The sequence below is a fragment of the Candidatus Thiothrix sulfatifontis genome (genome assembly GCA_022828425.1).
GTDB lineage: Bacteria > Pseudomonadota > Gammaproteobacteria > Thiotrichales > Thiotrichaceae > Thiothrix > Thiothrix sulfatifontis.
In genome coordinates this window covers 1789213-1808051 of record CP094685.1, presented here as the reverse complement: position 1 = coordinate 1808051, position 18839 = coordinate 1789213, and the positions used below count along the sequence as shown (strand labels likewise).

The window sequence follows — 18839 nt, the reverse complement described above, 5'->3', positions numbered from 1 at the left end:
TTTAGTCAGCCAGGACACGGATAAAATGATGGGTATCATCAGTGCCACGGCATACCACGATATTGCAATAATGGAACAGGATGCCACCGCCTTGCTCGATATTGCCGACATCGCCCCCCACTGCGACAAAGCCAGCTCTTGGCACACCGCAATGGCTTGAGCCGAGTTTGTCATACGTAGCAGGTTGTAAACTAATGGATTCGTGGTCATCCAGTGTGGTGCAATCATAGTGGCTATCGCTGCCCCACAAGCGGCTAACTGCACGCGCGTTGTGCCCACGGTAAGTTTTCTTGGTTTGCTCCACTAACGACAATAGCCAATCAGAAGAGGCATCGGGAGCCTGTACCGCAATATCCGGTAGGTCAACTGTTACCAATTCCTTATCATCGCTTGTCAATGCCGATGCAACTTTGGCGGTCAAGCCTGCTCCGGCTGCAACAATCGCCACCTTCGCAACATCCAGAAAACTGCTACTGGCGCCATCCATGCTAAAATCTGGCATTTGCGGTGACACCTCCGGTAGCTCCACATCAACCTCTGGCAAGCTAATATCCCTATCCGGCGCATTCAGAATCGGCTTGTGTGGGTCGATACCGCTCCAATCCATCACCGGCGCTTTCACATCAACCGTTGGCAAGCCAGCATCCAATGACATTGCTGGCGAATCAACATCAGGTACTGTTAAAGACATTTCCGGCAAATCAACTGTCGGTGCAGTCAATGATACCGTCGGCAAATCAACTGCCGATGCAGTCAATGATACCGTCGGCAAATCAACTTTCGGCAAGTTAATATCAACCGCTGGCAGGCTAATATCCCTATCCGGCGGATTCAGAATCGGCTTGTGTGGGTCGATACCGCTCCAATCCATCACCGGCGCTTTCACATCAACCGTTGGCAAGCCAGCATCCAATGACATTGCTGGCAAATCAACATCAGGTACTGTTAAAGACATTTCCGGCAAATCAACTTTCGGTGCAGTCAATGATACCGGCGGCAAATCAACTGCCGGTACATCCAATGATACCGGCGGCAAATCAACTTTCGGCAAATTAATATCAACCGCTGGCAAGCTAATATCCCTATCCGGCGGATTCAGAATCGGCTTGTGTGGGTCGATACCGCTCCAATCCATCACCGGCGCTGTTGGCGCATTCCATGACGTATCCGGTACATCGACTTTAGCCTCAAACTTGGAACGAGCAGCGGCTACCGCGCCAATAGCAGCGGCAGTACCCCCTAACACCGTTGCAGTCACTGGCATATTAACCCGCGCAGGCGTCGTCTCATAACGCGGAATCGCCGCATCCTCGACAGGGCGACAAAATAATGATTTCAGGAAACGACCAATGCCGTACCCCAACAAAAACGCAATCAGCAGCCAGAGCAACGCCTGTAACAAAAACATTGTCATGATTTAATCCTCTTTCCCTGAGCGTGAAAACCAACCCATGAGCAAGCCGAAAATAAAGATCAGCAACAGCCACACGAATAATTCAGAAAATAAATACCACATAACATTTCTCCTTTACTCAGGGTTGATTTCAAAAGCAATGCGGCGATTCCGCGAGCGCTCTGCTTCCGTATCGTTTGAAGCAATCGGCTGGCTTTCACCAAACCCGGCGCTTTTAATTAACGCACCATCAACGCCTTTTTTGACAAGGTACTCTTTCACTGCATTGGCACGTTGTGTACTCAATGTTTGGTTATAAGCATCATTACCGACATTATCGGTGTGCCCACTCACTTGAATGCCGCGACCGGCAATGACGGTTTTACAGTCGGAAATAATGCCAGCGAGCGAATCTAACAATGCCAAACTGTCGCGCTTAATCGCCGACTTATTGGTTTCAAATAAAACAGTTTTACCTGCCATCGCATCATTTAATTGCTGTTGGCAATTCATGACGGCTTGTTGTTCCGGGGAAGGCGCAGCGTCAACAACGGCTGATTGCTGTTCTGGAGCAGGCACAGGTTCAGCAGTGGCTAATTGCTGTTCTGGAGTAGGAGCAGGCGTAGGTTCAGGTTCCACCGTTGCGACAGGCACTGGCATTTGCGGAACAGACGCTGCTGCGGGTTCCTGAAGTGTTTGCGATGGTTGCGGCGTTGAAACATTAGACATTTGCAGGCGATTCTGCACATCACGTACCCCGTACACATTTTGGACAACTTGAAGCGCAGCATCACGCGCTTGCACAGACGCCGCCGTGCCAGTCAGTTGCACATCGCGTCCACGTTGATCAAGATTCACGGTTGCCCAATCCATCCCAGCCGCTTTCAATGCGGCGGTACTGCGAGTTGCCAAATCCGCCTCAACCGCTTCCTGACGCGTCCACGTCATCAGGAAAAACAACAAGGGTAATCCCAGTAATGTCAGCAACCACCACCACATGGCGGGCAGGGTACCGCAACAGCACGAACTATTTTTTTCCACGACACTATCCTTTGGTTATCATTAACAAAATATCCAGTACGTAGTGTAGTAGCATCAATTATAAAAAATCTGAAAAATGCTTATCGGGCAAATAATATTAATATTAACTAACTGCCAGCCACTCGCAGCGGTATTAATAACCGCATTGATGGCTGGCAACGCATCGGGGGAAATGACTATCTGACTTTATACCAAATCGAAACGGTCAAGGCTCATCACCTTGTGCCATGCCGCCGCAAAGTCATGCACAAACTTCGCGTTAGCGTCGTTTTGTGCATAAACCTCCGTCAAGGCGCGAAGCTGAGAATTTGAGCCAAACACCAGATCGACCCGCGAACCCACCCACTTCACCGCACCCGTGGCGCGATCCCGTCCTTCAAACACATTCTCGTCGGCGGTGGCTTGCCAATCTGTGCCCATGTCCACCAAATTCACGAAGAAATCGGTCGTCAAGGCGCCCGGTTGTTGGGTGAAAAACCCATTCAACACCCGCATTCCACCGATTAACACCGTCATTTCCGGCGCTGTCAGCGTCAGCAACTGTGCCTTATCGAGCAACATTTCCTCGGCTGACACCGCGTATTTGCCCTTGAGGTAATTGCGGAAACCGTCTGCCACCGGCTCCAGCACAGCGAAGGAATCCACATCGGTCTGCTCCGGTGTGGCATCGGTGCGCCCTGCTGCAAACGGCACTGCTACCGCAAATCCGGCATTCGCCGCCGCCTGCTCCACTGCCGCACAACCGCCTAACACGATTAAATCTGCCAGCGACACTTTTTTACCGCCTGATTGCCCCGCATTGAATGCGCTCTGAATCCCTTCCAGAACCTGCAACACTTTGGCGAGTTGCGCAGGCTGATTCACCGCCCAATCCTTTTGCGGCGCAAGACGAATCCGCGCCCCGTTCGCCCCGCCGCGTTTATCCGATCCCCGGAAGGTGGATGCCGAAGCCCATGCCGTTGTCACCAATTCAGCAATGGAAAGCCCTGATGCCAACAAGTTACCTTTAAGGTCAGCAATATCCCGCGCGTCGATTAAGGCATGATCGACCACCGGAACGGGGTCTTGCCAAATCAGATCTTCAGCCGGAACTTCCACGCCAAGATAGCGCGAGCGCGGCCCTAAATCGCGGTGCGTCAGCTTGAACCACGCACGCGCAAACGCATCGGCAAATTCCGCCGGATTCTGGTGGAAATGCCGCGCAATTGGCTCGTAAATCGGGTCAAAGCGCATCGCCATGTCCGCTGTGGTCATAATGATCGGCACACGCTTGGAGGGATCATCCGCAGCGGGTGCAAGGTTGCTTGCGGTAGCGGTTTTGGGTGTCCATTGCCATGCACCGGCAGGGCTTTTGGTCAACTCCCATTCGTTATTGAACAGCATGTCCAAATAACTGTTGTCCCACTGGGTTGGGGTTGGAGTCCACGAACCCTCCAAACCGCTGCCGATTTGATCGCCGCCTTTGCCAGTGCCGAAGCTGCTTTTCCAGCCCAAGCCCATTTGTTCAATCGCAGCGGATTCGGGTTCAGCACCAACATGCGTAGCGCTGCCAGCGCCGTGGCATTTGCCGAACGTGTGTCCGCCAGCAGTTAAGGCAACGGTTTCGTAATCGTCCATTGCCATGCGAGCGAAGGTTTCACGTACATCGCGACCTGAACCCAGCACATCCGGGTTCCCATTAGGGCCTTCGGGGTTGACGTAAATTAAGCCCATTTGCACCGCTGCTAACGGGTTTTCCAACTCGCGGTCGCCGCTGTAACGTTTGTCGCCCAGCCATTCGGCTTCCGCGCCCCAGTACACATCTTCTTCAGGTTCCCAAATGTCTTCGCGCCCACCGGCAAAACCGAAGGTCTTGAAGCCCATGGATTCCAAAGCACAATTTCCCGCGAGGATCATCAAATCAGCCCACGAAATTTGATTGCCGTATTTCTGTTTGAGCGGCCACAACAAACGCCGCGCTTTGTCGAGATTCACGTTATCCGGCCAACTGTTGAGCGGGGCGAACCGCTGGTTGCCGTGACCCGCACCGCCGCGTCCGTCGCTGATGCGGTACGTGCCTGCGCTATGCCATGCCATGCGGATGAACAGCGGCCCGTAGTGACCGTAATCGGCAGGCCACCAGTCTTGCGAATCGGTCATTAGCGCATAAAGGTCTTGTTTCAGAGCTGCCAAATCGAGTTTTTTGAATTCGTCGGCATAATTGAAATCTGCACCCAGCGGGTTCGATTTAGCGGTGTGCTGGTGCAGGATATTAAGTTTCAACTGGTTAGGCCACCAGTCGCGGTTGGATGTGCCACGCCCAGCATTACTGGCGGCAGGAATATTGGCGTGTCCCATCACAGGGCATTTGCTTACGTCACTCATGGTGTTCTCTCCTCTGGATTATGACATTGTTGACTCACCTTTATAGTTGTAGTCCTTTCGCATCAATCTATCCAGATGATTAAAACGAACGTATCATTCGTTTTTTCAAAAACAGAGAGGAATTGACAGAGCGCTACTCCTGCTGTGCCTGTATCGACAAGTTGTTGAGTTCCTGTGCTTTCAGCAGATCAATCAGCTTGACGAAATGTTCAAACACAGTCGCCTTATCAATGCGCAATACAATCAACGTTTCTGGCTTGGCTTGCAGTTTGAGCTTTTCAGCCATTTGTTCCAGCGTGACTTTTTCTTCACCAAGGAAAAACTCATTCTGCGCATTGATGGCAATTTCGAGCGGTGTCTCGTCATTCGACGCTTCACTGGCTTGCTCGGCAGTCGGCAGATTAATCGGAATCAACCCTTGCGACACAAAACTTGCTGTCGTCAGCACAATCGCCAGCAACACCAGCATAATGTCGATGAAAGGAATCATATTAATCTGGTCGAAACGTTTCATGCAAAGCCATCCTGCAAAGCAGTCCAACGCGATACCAGTACGTCCACTTTGCGCATTAAACCGTTGTAAAACAAGATAGAAGGAATCGCGACCAGTAGCCCGGCAGCAGTGGCTTTCAGTGCCATTGCCAGCCCTAGCATAATGCTGTTTACATCCAGTTTATTGCCCTGCCCCATTTCGTGGAAGGTAAGCAAAATCCCCAAAACTGTGCCTAACAGCCCCACATACGGCGCGTTCGAGCCAATGCTGGCGATGGTGGTGAGATTGCGAGTTAGCGCAACTTTCAACAGCTCGATGTGTTTGAAATCTGGCAGATTAATGCGCCAGAAGTAGATATAACGCTCCACTGCAAATGCCAGCATAATGAAGCTCATAAAGCCCAGCGTGCCCAGCACCGCGTAATCCAGGTACAGTTTGAGAAATTCCATTAAAAGCTTGCCTCGTATCAATGCTAGTGCTGGACGCGCAAATTCTGGACTTCTTCCAACGACAAACCGGCAATGCGGGCAATGTCTGCCTCAGCAATAACCCCCAATTGCAACAGACCAAGGGCAACCTCTTGAGCTTTCTTGAATTCACCCTCTAATCTGCCTTTCTCGATGCCTTTCTCGATGCCTTTCTCGATGCCCTTCTCGATGCCTTTCTCGATGCCATCCCTCATGCCCCAGCTATAGGAGGCGAACTTGGTTACGTCTACTTGTGTCAACATTTCTTCAGCCTCTTTGATGTTGGGTTGCAGGTCGCGGTTTTCGGCGAGAGTTTCGAGCATCTCGAAGTAATTGCGGAAGCCGCTTTCGTCGTCGCCCATGAGTTCGCGCAGGCGCAGCACGATGTGGTTGACCACTTCCTGCACAGGTTTACCTCGGAAATCGCACAAAATCGCCAATACCAGCGCGTCGGGCGTATCTTGTGCCAACAGAATGCTGCAATCGACGGTGTGCATGTCGAGCAGGGCATAGCGGTAGGTGAACGCTGGGGCAGCAAAATAGTCCGGCATGGTCAGGCGTTCTTTACCGATGTAGATTAAGTGCTGATGCACCGCTTCTTTCGGGTAAGCAAGCTGGATGTCGGTGAAATAACGCAACATCCGCAACGGCATGGTGCTGTCGTTCTGATTTTGGATTTCGATGTGCAGGATGAAGTTTTCACCGTCAGCTTGGCGGCGCATCCGTGCCACTAGATCGGCGCGGCGTTGCTCTACCCGTTGCTGTTCGGTGTCGAGCAGTTCCACGGCATCCATATCCACGCCCAAGCCTAACAGCAGATTGGCGATGTCTGCTGCCAGATGACCTAGCACTGATTTACTGATGATGTCTTTGTTTCCCATGCCGGAAGTATAGCATTCTGCGCGGCGCGGGTGCAGCACATCACCGCTAAACAAAAATCACCGACAGGTGCGGGGTTAATAACAGGTAATTGGTTATTACGCCGCCGCTGCCATCAAGGTGAAGTCGGCATGAATTTCATCGAAGGGAACGCAAATGCCCTCTGCATCTTGTTCGACAATACCGTGGTCGATCAGAATTTTAATGTCATCGTGTACCCGCCGGACATCGCGCCCTAGCTGTCGCGCCAATTCGCGGATGCTGGTTTTGCCGAGCGTTTGGAGTTTGATGACTAAATCCCAACGGCGAGCGTTAATCACCTCAAAAAACATGCCGGGTGAGGTAAACGTCAGGTATTCGCCTGCGTATTCGCTTTTGTTCCAGGCATTTAGAAAACGTGCAGCCGAGGCTTGCATCGCCTGTTTTTCAGACTGGATTTTGATTTCGAGCGTGCGTTTAGTGTTATTCTGCATAATATTGCCTCCGTTGTTCTTCTACATCCGCCAAAAAATCCCCCACAAGTTGCTGGATGGTAAGGAAAGGATAAGCCTCCTCCCGCTCACCGTAATGCCTGTGATCACCTTTGGGGCGTTCATTGTCATAACCGACAATCCGTTGATTTGGCAGACCGAAAAATAGGCGATATTTATAGAGATGCTGACTGCCTGCCACGGGTTGCGGCACTTCCCAGATCACCATTTCTTGTATGTACCCGCCGTCGTACACGATTCTGTCTTTCAGGATGAGCTTTGCTTTCATGTTGACATTATGACAACAGATAAACGAGGAATTCAAGGTGAAGGATGTGAAAAACCTTAAAGCATGGCTGAAAAGCTTCCGACTACCTGAACCAGACTTTGGATTTGCCCCGTTTTTTGATGGATTTCCGCCGTTTCGTTGATGAACCGCCAGTCATGTCACGCTATACTCACTAATAGTATTACTCAGGAGTAAGCACTATGCAGCGTATTAGTATTACCATAGACAACGCACTAAAAGATCAACTGGACAATACCATCCCCAAGGGGGAACGCGCCCGCTTTGTTGCCGAAGCCATCCAGCAAGCGTTGGAGAACTGGCATCGGCAGCAAGCACTCGCCATGTTACAGAACATAACTCGCTTCAAAGTTGACCAAGACTCAGTGGAAACCTTGCGTCATATTCGTCAAGAACGGGGAGAATATTTGGCAGCGCGGCATCAACCGGAATCACAACCGTGAAATCCTTGATCATTGACACCTCTGTTTTCAACAAGCTGTATTTGGAAGAAGCCGACAGCGAACAGGCGTTAGTACTCTTTGCTCGTGCCACCAATCGTGAATTTAATCTGCAAGCACCGGATTTATTGTATTTGGAAGTGATCAGCACGGCTAACCATTATCACGTACCGATTGATTTTGTTAGCCAATTGCTGGATTTTCAAACCCGTCACTTATTGCCATTGCGGACACTCACACGGGCGGAAATGAAAAAAGCCATCGAAATCACCCAACAAGGTCATCCACAAAGCGGCTATCCTTCCATTTACGATAGTGTCTTCCATGCAATGGCAATGTGTAACGATGCCATACTTGTTACGGCAGATAAGCGACATTACGAGAAGACCAAGCACTTGGGAAATATTATTCAGTTGAAGGATTGCGCTACGTTATAACGGTGATTATACCACTACCATTTTCACCTGCTTACTCGCTGTTGTTTCACTCATTCAAAAACATACAGTCACCGTCCTCAATTGCGTTCAACCTGCTGAAGATCACCGAGCATAGTTTCCAATGTGGCAATCATGGTGGGAATGTCATTTTTACAGATATTGAACAACTGTTCTGCGTCAACATGAAAATAGGTGTGTGCCAGCACATCCCGCATTCCCATTGCGCCGCGCCATCTTACCGCTGGGTATTGCGGGAAAAGTTTACCTTCAGTTTTACGGTCGATATTTTTCAGCTCTTCACCTGCTGCAATTAAAATCATGCAAATGGCATCTAGCTTATCCTCGCCGTCTTCCGTCAGATAGAAATCGGAAGGTTCAGTAATTGAAGCAAAACGGCGAGGGATGCGGCGCAGCGCTGCCAGCAAGGTTTGCAGCTTTTCAATCAGCAGTTCACGGTCATACATAAACGGCTTCCTGTTCGATACGGGCTTTCAGGCGTGAGTTGGTGAGTCCGCGCAGGTGCAATACATCCACGGGTTTTTCCAACACGGCTTCCAAGTCTTGTTTCATCATGGCGGTCAGGAACAGGTTGGGGTTGTCGGTCTCGAATACGATGTCCACGTCACTGTCTGGGGTGGCGGTATTGTGGGCGTAAGAGCCGAAATAGCCTAAAGCGCGTAGGCTGTATTCCGCGCCGTGCTGTTGTTTGAAAGCAGACAGCAGAGCGCGGAGTTCAACGATGCTTAGCGTGCGTTGGTTAGCGGGCATTGGCTTCCTCCCGATCAAAGCGGTAATTCCTTAAGTCTAGGCAAAAATCACCGACAGGTGCGGGGTTTGGTTGACGGATGCAATGTTTTAACTCATCCAGCACTTCAGCAAATTTGGTATCGGGCATCTGGCTAATGTCTTCTACTAAACGTTCTAATAAAGAGTTTTCTGCTAACATTTCAATCATATCCTAAAGAACGATCTTTAACCTTTTCATAATAGTAACCATAACCAAAAACATTCTTATTGAATAAGTTTTTATCGACTACGTATTCAAAAAATTCTTTTTTCCCATGCTCAGTATAGTTGATTGGTATATGTTCAAAAAAAGCATACCTTTCGAGTAAAGACTTAAATCTTCGATAATTTGGATATTTCCCTTTTTCACCTGACAAGCAATTAACTGCAAGCAAACAACCTAAGCGAGCATCAACAAATGCACGAACAATGTTTGAATATCTTTTTTCATCATCAGTTAAACTATCTAGTTTCAATACACCAGCCTTGCTGAAATTTTCACTGCCGTTAAAATAAATATAAAGCATTTTTAGCATTTGAAACAAGACAATAAAATAACTCCTTAGATTAGAGCCATCATTTGACCGCAAGTATTTTTCTAGCTCTTCTCTTACATCACTGCTAATTTTTTCGCTTTCATGAAGATTCATCCAACTAATATCTGGCTTGTGCATCAAAGCATTCATATCCCTAATCAATTGATTATGTTGATTCAGCAATTCAAAGAAAGTATTTTCAAACCTCTGTTGCCGTTGAGTTAGTGCCTGATCTTTTAATGCTTCGGTTGAATTTGCCAATTCTTTACGAGTCAGTGATAGCTCTTTCTGAGATTGATAAAGCGTCGCAAGCAACATTATCAATCCTAAAAACGCAAAAACCGGATTCAGAATACCACCAAAAAAATCCCCAACGACACCCCAGTTTTCTCTAATCCTCAAGGAAGGAAAAAGAGCATCTACGCCATAGATATACGTTATCGAAATTAAAATACCGAACACCAAGGCTAGAACAATCATTCCGCCCATAACAGAAACTAACCATCTTCCTGATTCTTTCTCTGAATTTTCCATTCTACCCTCTCTCCACCTGCAAAACCTCGTCCCGCGTCAACCCATACAACCCATAAACCAACGCATTCATCTCCCGTTCTTTCGCCTCAATCCCCACCTGCAATTCATCCAGTTTTTTATCCAGCGCGATAATCTGCTTACGCAAGCTGTCATTGTCGGTGGTTTTGAGTTTAAGCAATTCGCCCAGCAGTTTTTCAGCGGTGACGCTCGGTGTGATGTTGGTGGAACGAATCACGTATTTCCATTGCACCGCAATCAGTTCAGCCTCGTCGATGAACAGGCTATCGAAGGCGGGAACGCCGTTGGCAAGCAGGCGTAATTCGCCATCTTCATAACAGACGGTCAGTTGGGTACTGGGATTGAGGTTGACGGTGAGTTTTTCGAGTTTTTGCGCCAAGGCGGTTTGGTATTGTGCTTTTGCCCAATCGGTGAGGGCTTTGCCTTTGAGTCCGGTGGCTTTGGCGGCATCAGAGGCTTTCAGTTGTTTTTCGTCGGGGAGTGTTGCCCAAATCCATTGCGGGGTTTTGGTGTCGTCTGTCATTTGTGCGGCAGACAAACGCTTTGCCAATTTTTGCAGTTCATCGCGGTAAGCGGTATGCAATTCCTGCAACTTCTCCGCCAATTCCGCCACTTGCTTTTTCTGTTCCTCATCCGCATTCGGAATCGGCAACGGTGCAATAAACTGCTTATTCGCGGTGCGGTAATCGTTTTGAAACGGCTTGGAAATCCGTCGCCAAATAAAATTCGCAACAGGAGCATTCAATATTCCCGCTAAGAATGGCAAGTCACCCTTGTCAGATACGAGAATACTGCCAACATCCACATTATCGAGATAAAAATCTCCATCAGCATCAATGGTACAAAATAATTGCTTGACGAGACGGGGAACAAGCAGTTTAGCAAACTCCTGTTTGTCCAGATTTTTAGGATAATTGTAAGCCCACCAGCCTTCATCTTTATCCATTTTCCCACCCTCACGTTTACGCAGATTTACCTCATGAGAGCACAGATATTGCCAACCCTTTGGAAAGCGTTCCTGCATTGTTTCTGCTGAAAATAAACGCGGACGCTCCCCAGCCAAATCGTAAGGGAACAGCAAATAAGTATCTGTTTGGGGTATCTGATAACGTTTGGCTTCCACACCAGAAACCAGTGGGTGCATCAAATCGTCTTCAATTTCAACATCAATGGGGGTTTGTTTGTCAGCATGAGACACGTACTTTCCAGTACTGATTTTGGTCAAATGATAAATATTGTCAGCACTGGTTTGAATACCTACTGAAATTCCAGCACAGCTTTGTTCCAATGTTTTGCAAGTTGCGTTGAGTTTTGCGATGAGCTGGCGTTCGGGTTCGGGCATGAATTGCCATGCGTCGGTAGTGGGCAGATTGTCGTAAGGCAGGGCGTTGACCTGTGACCAGTCGAGGCTGCTGAGGTCGTCGCCCCCATTCGGCGCAAAATGCAGTTTGATACCATCAACCGCTTTACCCGTGAAAAATTGCAGCGCGGTGTAGGTAATCGCTTCGTCAAAAATCTGGTAGCTTTTGAAATCCACCCAGCGATCCATGCGCCGCGTCTCATGCAACACTTCCCGCAAGCCCTGCCCGTAATCGTTCACCGCCCACACATTCGGCGCAATCAACCCCATGCGCCCCTCTGGATTCAACAAACCCACCGATTGCTCAATAAACGGCAAGTAAATGTCGTAATTGCCCGTCTGCACACTGCGGAATTTCACCGAACCATCGGCATTTTTCGCACTCACCCAATAATCCGTCGCTTCCGGCTGAATCCGCCGCATATTCTGCAACTTAATGTACGGCGGATTGCCAATAATCACATCAAACCCACCCGCCGCGAACACCTCCGCAAACGCCTCGCGGTAACTGAACGGATTAATCCGCTCAAGCTGTGCATCGCTTAGCGGCTTTTCAGCGCGGTTAATATCCCAATCCACCAAACTGTTACCGCACAAAATATTACCATCCAACGATGACAGCGGTTGCCCCGGCATTACTGTATGCAACCACAACGCCAGCTTGGTGATTTCCACCGACTCGGCGTTGACATCCACCCCATACAAGTTTTTCGCCAAAATCTCGCGGTAAGCCTTCGCCTTGTCAAACGCCGCCACCTGCCGAAATTCGTAATTGACGCGGCTTTTCTCGCTCACAAGCCACTCGTGTTCCTGCAACAAACGCTTGAGTGCCTGAATCAAAAACGCCCCGCTACCACATGCGGGATCAAGCACTTTCAAACCACTCAAACGCTGTTGGTAACTGTCCAACCAATCGCAATACCGCGCACTCAAGGTATTCTTTTTCAGCTTGCCATTCTTAAAATGGTCAGCATCCACCAACGCCGCATCCAACCCCGCAAACTCGCCCTGCCCATTTTCCGCCCGCAACTCCCGCAAGCGCAAACCCAAGGTTTCCTCAACGACATACGCCGTCACCCATTCCGGGGTGTAATACACGCCATCGGTTTTGCGCTTACTCAACTTCATCAAGGAATCTTGGTTAGCGGCTTCCGCCTCCATGATTTCCAAATCGGTAATCGACTGCTCAAAGATGCGCCCCAAGGTATACAAACCAATCGCCCGTTCGCCGCCTTCCTCAATCCCAAAATTGTAATTCGCGGAAAAGTACAGCAACGTGTCTTTGTGTTTCAGCAAGGTGGCATCATCCGCCCCCTGAAACGGCACAAAAAACACCTTATTCGGAACGTGCAAATCATCCAAATCACTATCGGCAGCAAACAAGCCCCCGTTGAAACGGCTGATCGGGTGCGAACGGAAAATCCCCCCATTGCGCATTGACTTAAACAACGGCAACACGCTGCTATTCCACACATCCGCCGCTTCCGACAAATAATCGGTTTTCTGGCTGTCCTCACTCAGCAGCTTGCTCAACAGATTGACAGGGAATTGTAGGTGCGCCCCCATATCCTCGCAAAACAGCACAAACAACAAGCGATCCAACAGCTTTTGCGTCAAACGCACCAACTGACGCGGCTGTTGCTGATAGGCAGGGTTATGCGCGAGCAAGGTTTTGAACAAGGCATCCCGATAAGCGCGGTATTCAAAGTAAAAGGTCTTTTCCAGCGCCTTTTCCTGAATCCGCTGCATCGACAACAAGCCCAACAACGGCGGCTCACTCCCGCGATTCAACAGCCAATCGGCATGAAACAAACGGCTGAATAGAAAACGTTGCTGACGGGCTTTTTCGCCACTGTCCAATAACACCACGCCGGTTTCTGCCAACGATTTACGCTTAATCACAAAGCGCTCGTACTGGTGCGGCATCCGCGCATTCCAATACAAGCGGAATTCGTTCATATCGCTGACAATGCCCCAGATGGGCTGGATTTTTTCTGTGCCATACGGGGTAAATTGGCGTTTCGCAAAATGCAGATAATCCGCACACTGTTGCACGGGGGAGCGGTCATTGCCCTTGCGGTTCTGCTTCGCATCCAACGCCGAACGTATATCCTTGAACTCGCACAATATCTGCGGTGTATCCGGTAAGGTACTCGCCCCAAACCACCCCATTGCCGCATCCGCTTTACCGACACCGCAGTTTTGCCCCGCTTTTTCAATCGCAAATTGCTGTGCCAGCGTAAAGCCCGCCGCCTTTTCCTGTTTACCCGAACGCGCATAGCCCCACAGTTCCGTGAAAAAGACATCCAGAAAACCGCCTTCTGCCCCGGTTTCATGTTGGAAATCTTTTTCTGCCCAATGCGTCAGCTTGGTCAACAAACGGCTATCGGTATCGCCAGCGCAATACGCCGTATAATCGTCGCTCCAGCAAGCCATCAAGAAGGCATGAGAAAAAAGCGGGGTGGGAGTCGTCATCAGGTATAGCCCAAAATTATCGTGGCTTATGTATACCCGATTGCACACAAAAAATCAGCCAGTTTCAACACTCAATGACTCTGCTCGATACATCCATCTGGATAGCTTTAACATCACCACCCGAAAAAACCAGAAAATCGAACGAATCATCCCAAATAATCCATTTCACAAACGAATCAGTATTTAATAATATACCCATCATGGAAAGCAAAACGATCGACTAGCAAGATCAAGCTTTCTTAATCACATCAACTGCTCACCGTAAAGGATACTGAAATGGAAAACATGACAAACGCTATGCCACGCATTAACGAGCCAGCCCCGGCATTTGAAGCCCGCACCACCCACGGTGTAAAAAAGCTGGAAGATTACAAAGGCAAATGGTTGGTACTGTTCTCGCACCCGGCTGACTTCACCCCGGTTTGTACCACCGAATTCATGGCATTTGCCAAACGCCAGAGCGAATTCGCCGCGTTGAATTGCGACCTGTTAGGCTTATCCATCGACAGCTATTACAGCCATGTCGCGTGGGTACGCAATATCAAGGAAAAATTCGGGGTGGAAATCGGCTTCCCGATCATCGAAGACCTGAGCATGAAAGTGGCGAATGCCTACGGCATGATTCACCCCGGTGCAGCAGATACTTCCGCCGTGCGTGCCACCTTCATCATCGACCCGAACGGCATTATGCGGGCAATGGTGTACTACCCGATGACCAACGGGCGTTCGATTGATGAATTCCTGCGTTTGGTCGCCGCCTTGCAAACCTCGGATGCCAACAAAGTAGCAACCCCAGAAGGCTGGCAGCCGGGCGATAAAGTCATCGTGCCGCCACCGCAAGATGTCGCAGGCGCAGAAGCCCGCATGAACGAAGGTTACGAATGCACCGACTGGTATTTCTGCAAAAAATCGCTGTAATTTAGCGCCTATACCCACCACCGTAGAGACGCAACCTCTTGCGTCTCTACCACTCAATTTATTATTGACGCACAACCGGCTTACCCGCTTTGATCCAACCCATAATCCCGTTCGTCACGTTATACACGTCCTTGTAACCGACTTGCGCCAACATATCTGCCCCCGCCCGCGTGCGGTTGCCAGTGCGACAAATCAACGCAACGGGCTTATCGGTTGCGGCTACTTGCTGCACTTTAGCCAAAAAATCCGGCGCAACAGAGCCATTTTCCTGAAATAACGTAATCCGCTGGCTACCCGCCACAATGCCGGTTTGCGCCCACTCTTCCGGCAAACGAATGTCGATCAAAGTAACTTTTTGATCCAACAAGGTTTGTAACTCGGCATTCGAGACATTCTTCACCGCCCCCTGTGCAGCGGATGCAACCGCATTAGCCCCACCGACACTTTCGGTTTTGGAACAAGCCCCCACCGTCATCACCACACCCATTGCCACCGTAAGAGCCAGCCATTTAACTGCATACATCACTATAAAACTCCAAAATTAACCATATTTTACTTGAGCGGATGCTCGTAACGCCACCAACGCATCCACCTCCGCATCTTTCAAAGCAGATGCTTGAAACCCTCAGTTTCTAAGGCGAGATTATCAGCTACTTCCAACGCGTCCCAGAGTTTACTGGTTTCCGGGTTGCGTGTGCGTTGCGCATTATTAAATTTGTGGTAAAACACTTGCCCCATGAGAAATGCCCCCCATGACGAATCATGAGGGGCGGTAATAAAGTGTTCTAGGGAAAATTAGCCGCCGAGTTGCTCTTCAGCCGTGACGGTCAGCATGACTTCGCTATTGTAGATGCCAGACTGATCAGACGCATCCGCAATACCCTTGGAAAACAAGCTGATGGTCGCTTTGCCGGTCTTGTCGCCAGTCATAACGCGCCCCATGGTTCCGTAAGGGGAAGTTGCATCAGAGGTATCCGCTACCAGCGCCTTGGCTTCACCGGCGGCGGCTTCGCCTTTGCCCCAAGTGTTACTGTTCTGTACAGACTCATAGTCAGACAAGGCAACACCAAAGCTAGTATCCAGCACGTCATAGTTTTTATCGACCAATTTGCCGTTGGCATCCACGTCCTGCTTGATGAACTGAGGGTATTTCAAGTCGGAGCCTGCATCATCTTTGGATGTGCCACTGAAGGAATATTTGAAAGCGTTGTTGCTATTAACAGTCCAAGCCACATTAATCGCTTCACCCGCTGCGGCAGTGGCTGGGTCAGCCGGGCTGTCCACGCTGATGGTCTGGTCAACGTCAACGGATTGTTTAATGGTGTCGCTTTCAGCCGCGAAGCCAGTAGCAGAAACAGCGAACAGTGCGATAGTCAGAGCGATTTGTTGGAATTTCATGATGTAGTTTCCTTGTAGATTAATTTTAATATTGGTTTCTATTATTGAGCAGACGGTGTTTGCTGCTCTTGTTAGGGATATTGCAGGCGCTATGCCAACTGAACCAGTAATTTTTATTTATAATAAAATCAATTACTTAATTATTTTGCTAATCGTAAGCAAGCAGCGGCTTTGTAGATCCTGAACAGTTTCAGGGTTGAGTTTAGCCAAAGCATGTTGGATTTCTCCAATAACCGAATACAACTTGTCGTAAAGCGGCTGTGCCTAGCCATGCTTTAAATTATGATGGGGAACAGTTGTAACATCCAGAATTTAGGCAAATGACTATGCTCTTCACCACCTCCCCCGACGCTTTCAAAACCCGCTTTGCCGACGGTTTACAAAACATGCTCACGCCCGATGGCTTGGGCGCGTTTATCTTGGTACTCGCCAACAGTATGCAAGACGCACAATTACGCCAACAGCTTGCAACACCTTTGCGTGAAACTTTTGCACAATTGCAACAGCGCAAGCCTGACGGCCCGGTGGATGATGTCGCCACCTTTGCAGCACTGCTGAAAACCGGCATCGAGATTTTTTCCGGCTGGGAACACGCCCGCGCTGAACCGTGGGAATTGGTGATAAACCCATTACGGAGTCTGCGCCCAGCGCGGGTATCGAGCGAAGTCTTCAGCGAATTGTACCAAGCATTTGCAGCGGATAAATTTCACTTCAACAAACCCTTCCTACGCCCCGAAATCTTATGGGAAGGCACGGCGGAAGGCATGAATTTGCGGGTGTTCTACAACAAATATTCATTTGCACCTTGGCACACGCTGATCGTACCTGAACCGCAAGCCACCTTGCCGCAATTCCTGACACAACCCTACCATGAACGCATCATGGCGCTGGCTGCCAGCACCGCCACCTACCTACCGGGGTTTGGGATAGCATTCAATAGTGTCGGCGCGTATGCCTCGGTCAATCAATTGCATTTTCAAGGATTTATACGCCCATCTCCCTTTCCGGTGGAAGCAGCCCAGTGGCAACATAACGGCGGCACACAAGCCTACCCGCTGCATTGCTGGCGGGCAGATTCTGCGCAAGCGGCGTGGGAAATCCTGGCAGCATTGCATCAGGCTAACCGACCTTACAACCTGTTGTATCGGGGTGAAAGTTGTTACATCCTGCCACGCAAAGGGCAAGGCACCGTGAAACTAGCGGATTGGTTACAAGGCATTGGCTGGCACGAGCTGTGTGGCGTGTTCAACTTGGTGGATAACTCAGCGGCAACGATGCACAGCACGGTATTTTCGGATCAGCTATCACTGCTAACTGCTTGAAACCAGAACTGCATACATTTTTACTTGAGCAAATGTTCATAACGCTGATCCGTCAGCGTCTTCATAAACGCTACCAACGCATCTACCTCCGCATCTTTCAAAGCAGATGATTGAAAATCCTCAGTTTTTAAGGCGATATTATCTGCGACTTCCGGCACATCCCACGGTTTGCTGGTTTCCGGGTTGAGTGTGCGTTGCGCATTATTAAATTTGTCGTAAAACAATACAACGGTACGCAAATCGGCAAACACGCCATTGTGCATATACGGCGCGGTCACAGCGACATTGCGCAAAGTTGGCACTTTGAATTTGCCCGCCGCTGTGGGGTCGCTAATGTCGGGGTGTGCCAACAAACCTTGATCAACGAAATCCTTAGCCTTGCCATTCGCCGCCCGTACCGCGTGATTGGTCGGCACGCCCAAATTGTGGTACTCGTAATTGCTGAAGGTTTCGCCGTCACTACCGGGGAAAGCTTTCAACTGATGGCAGCGATTACAATTGGTGAATTGCTGAGAAAAGAACAACGATTCGCCCAACGATTCCTGATCCGTCAGTTCGACCTCGCCTTGCAAATAGCGGTCATATTTGGAATCAAACGGTGCGAAGGTATCGGTTTTTTCAAACTCGCCCAAACTTTCTGCCATTGCCGCGTAAGCCGTTTCCGGCGTGTCGAAAACACTTGCGCCGAAAAGCTGTTTGAACGCGCCAACGTAATCCTGATTTTCCTGCAAACGCGCTACCACGCTCACTTTGTCCGGCATCCCCATTTCCACCGGATTCAGTGGTGGTCCGCCCGCCTGCCCAGCTAAATCTTTCTCGCGTCCATCCAGAAATTGCCCGCCGATATAGTTACCCGCTTTGTTCTGGTGAAAATCTGGGCTGAATTTGGCGTAAGTTGCTGTTGGTGCATTGCGATCCCCCAAGGATTTGCCGTCAGCGCCCAAGGAAACTGCGTTGCCCACCGCTGTGCTGCGATTATCCACGAAACCGTGCTCAGGATTGTGGCAAGTGGCGCAAGATTGCGTGCGGTTTTTCGACAGATTCACGTCAGAAAACAGCTTTTCGCCCAATGCGGCTTTGGTATCAAGGGGAGGATTAGCGGCAATGGCAGTTGATGCCAAGCACAATAAACAGAAAATAATGGGGCGCATGATTTAATTTTCCTCGGCGGCAAAGTTTGCTACGTCAAACTGAGTCGCCT

At 49.6% G+C, this 18839-nt stretch carries 20 protein-coding genes; 4 read left to right on the top strand and 16 right to left on the bottom strand.

Annotated elements, in window-relative coordinates:
• Position 1: 1 nt before the first annotated feature.
• The 8 genes from L3K52_09370 to L3K52_09335 all read right to left on the bottom strand — a co-directional run bounded on the left by L3K52_09370 (position 2) and on the right by L3K52_09335 (position 7396).
• Positions 2-1414, bottom strand: coding sequence for a hypothetical protein (locus L3K52_09370; protein ID UOG93914.1), 1413 nt, complete (start codon positions 1412-1414; stop codon positions 2-4).
• Between the two features lie 114 nt (positions 1415-1528).
• Entirely contained in the window at positions 1529-2434 is a 906-nt protein-coding gene (locus L3K52_09365; GenBank protein UOG93913.1) for an OmpA family protein, read from the bottom strand.
• A 186-nt stretch (positions 2435-2620) separates the two neighbouring features.
• Positions 2621-4798, bottom strand: a complete 2178-nt coding sequence (katG, locus tag L3K52_09360) for a catalase/peroxidase HPI (protein ID UOG93912.1) — start codon at positions 4796-4798, stop codon at positions 2621-2623.
• 133 nt (positions 4799-4931) lie between these two features.
• On the bottom strand, positions 4932-5312 hold the full coding sequence (gene exbD, locus L3K52_09355) for a TonB system transport protein ExbD (protein UOG93911.1): 381 nt from the start codon (positions 5310-5312) through the stop codon (positions 4932-4934).
• Positions 5309-5740 (bottom strand): TonB-system energizer ExbB, encoded by a 432-nt coding sequence (gene exbB, locus L3K52_09350; protein ID UOG93910.1) that lies wholly within the window; start codon positions 5738-5740, stop codon positions 5309-5311. Before exbB ends, exbD begins: the two co-directional genes overlap by 4 nt.
• Before the next feature lie 23 nt (positions 5741-5763).
• Positions 5764-6693 carry a hypothetical protein gene (locus L3K52_09345; protein UOG93909.1) on the bottom strand — a complete coding sequence of 310 codons (930 nt, stop codon included), beginning with the start codon at positions 6691-6693 and terminating at the stop codon, positions 5764-5766.
• Positions 6694-6735: 42 nt separating this feature from the next.
• On the bottom strand, positions 6736-7110 hold the full coding sequence (locus tag L3K52_09340; protein ID UOG93908.1) for a hypothetical protein: 375 nt from the start codon (positions 7108-7110) through the stop codon (positions 6736-6738).
• On the bottom strand, positions 7100-7396 hold the full coding sequence (locus L3K52_09335; GenBank protein ID UOG93907.1) for a DUF6516 family protein: 297 nt from the start codon (positions 7394-7396) through the stop codon (positions 7100-7102). Before L3K52_09335 ends, L3K52_09340 begins: the two co-directional genes overlap by 11 nt.
• A gap of 200 nt (positions 7397-7596) precedes the next feature.
• On the opposite strand from L3K52_09335, the gene L3K52_09330 reads away from it, so the two are divergent.
• On the top strand, positions 7597-7857 hold the full coding sequence (locus L3K52_09330) for a hypothetical protein (protein ID UOG93906.1): 261 nt from the start codon (positions 7597-7599) through the stop codon (positions 7855-7857).
• A complete protein-coding gene (locus L3K52_09325; protein ID UOG93905.1) occupies positions 7854-8291 on the top strand; it encodes a type II toxin-antitoxin system VapC family toxin in 438 nt (145 codons plus the stop codon). Before L3K52_09330 ends, L3K52_09325 begins: the two co-directional genes overlap by 4 nt.
• A 77-nt stretch (positions 8292-8368) precedes the next feature.
• Here the strand turns inward: L3K52_09325 and L3K52_09320 are convergent, their stop codons facing one another.
• The 5 genes from L3K52_09320 to L3K52_09300 are packed head-to-tail and all read right to left on the bottom strand — an operon-like array spanning position 8369 to position 14000.
• Positions 8369-8755 carry a DUF86 domain-containing protein gene (locus tag L3K52_09320; GenBank protein ID UOG93904.1) on the bottom strand — a complete coding sequence of 129 codons (387 nt, stop codon included), beginning with the start codon at positions 8753-8755 and terminating at the stop codon, positions 8369-8371.
• On the bottom strand, positions 8748-9059 hold the full coding sequence (locus L3K52_09315; protein UOG93903.1) for a nucleotidyltransferase domain-containing protein: 312 nt from the start codon (positions 9057-9059) through the stop codon (positions 8748-8750). The genes L3K52_09320 and L3K52_09315 overlap by 8 nt, the downstream gene beginning before the upstream one ends.
• Complete coding sequence (locus tag L3K52_09310; protein ID UOG93902.1) at positions 9049-9237, bottom strand: hypothetical protein; 189 nt, start codon at positions 9235-9237, stop codon at positions 9049-9051. The genes L3K52_09315 and L3K52_09310 overlap by 11 nt, the downstream gene beginning before the upstream one ends.
• 1 nt (position 9238) lies before the next feature.
• A complete protein-coding gene (locus L3K52_09305; protein ID UOG93901.1) occupies positions 9239-10147 on the bottom strand; it encodes a putative phage abortive infection protein in 909 nt (302 codons plus the stop codon).
• Position 10148: 1 nt separating this feature from the next.
• Positions 10149-14000: an Eco57I restriction-modification methylase domain-containing protein gene (locus tag L3K52_09300; GenBank protein UOG93900.1), complete on the bottom strand. Its 3852-nt coding sequence runs from the start codon at positions 13998-14000 to the stop codon at positions 10149-10151.
• 276 nt (positions 14001-14276) lie between these two features.
• On the opposite strand from L3K52_09300, the gene L3K52_09295 reads away from it, so the two are divergent.
• Positions 14277-14918 (top strand): peroxiredoxin, encoded by a 642-nt coding sequence (locus tag L3K52_09295; GenBank protein UOG93899.1) that lies wholly within the window; start codon positions 14277-14279, stop codon positions 14916-14918.
• A 61-nt stretch (positions 14919-14979) separates the two neighbouring features.
• On the opposite strand, the gene L3K52_09290 is transcribed toward L3K52_09295, so the two are convergent.
• On the bottom strand, positions 14980-15441 hold the full coding sequence (locus tag L3K52_09290) for a rhodanese-like domain-containing protein (protein ID UOG93898.1): 462 nt from the start codon (positions 15439-15441) through the stop codon (positions 14980-14982).
• 272 nt (positions 15442-15713) lie between these two features.
• Entirely contained in the window at positions 15714-16316 is a 603-nt protein-coding gene (locus L3K52_09285; protein ID UOG93897.1) for a hypothetical protein, read from the bottom strand.
• Positions 16317-16636: 320 nt separating this feature from the next.
• Here L3K52_09285 and L3K52_09280 point away from each other — a divergent pair, with 320 nt between their 5' ends.
• Entirely contained in the window at positions 16637-17638 is a 1002-nt protein-coding gene (locus tag L3K52_09280; protein UOG93896.1) for a hypothetical protein, read from the top strand.
• A 20-nt stretch (positions 17639-17658) separates the two neighbouring features.
• On the opposite strand, the gene L3K52_09275 is transcribed toward L3K52_09280, so the two are convergent.
• Positions 17659-18789 (bottom strand): c-type cytochrome, encoded by a 1131-nt coding sequence (locus tag L3K52_09275; GenBank protein ID UOG93895.1) that lies wholly within the window; start codon positions 18787-18789, stop codon positions 17659-17661.
• Positions 18790-18839 lie beyond the last annotated feature (50 nt).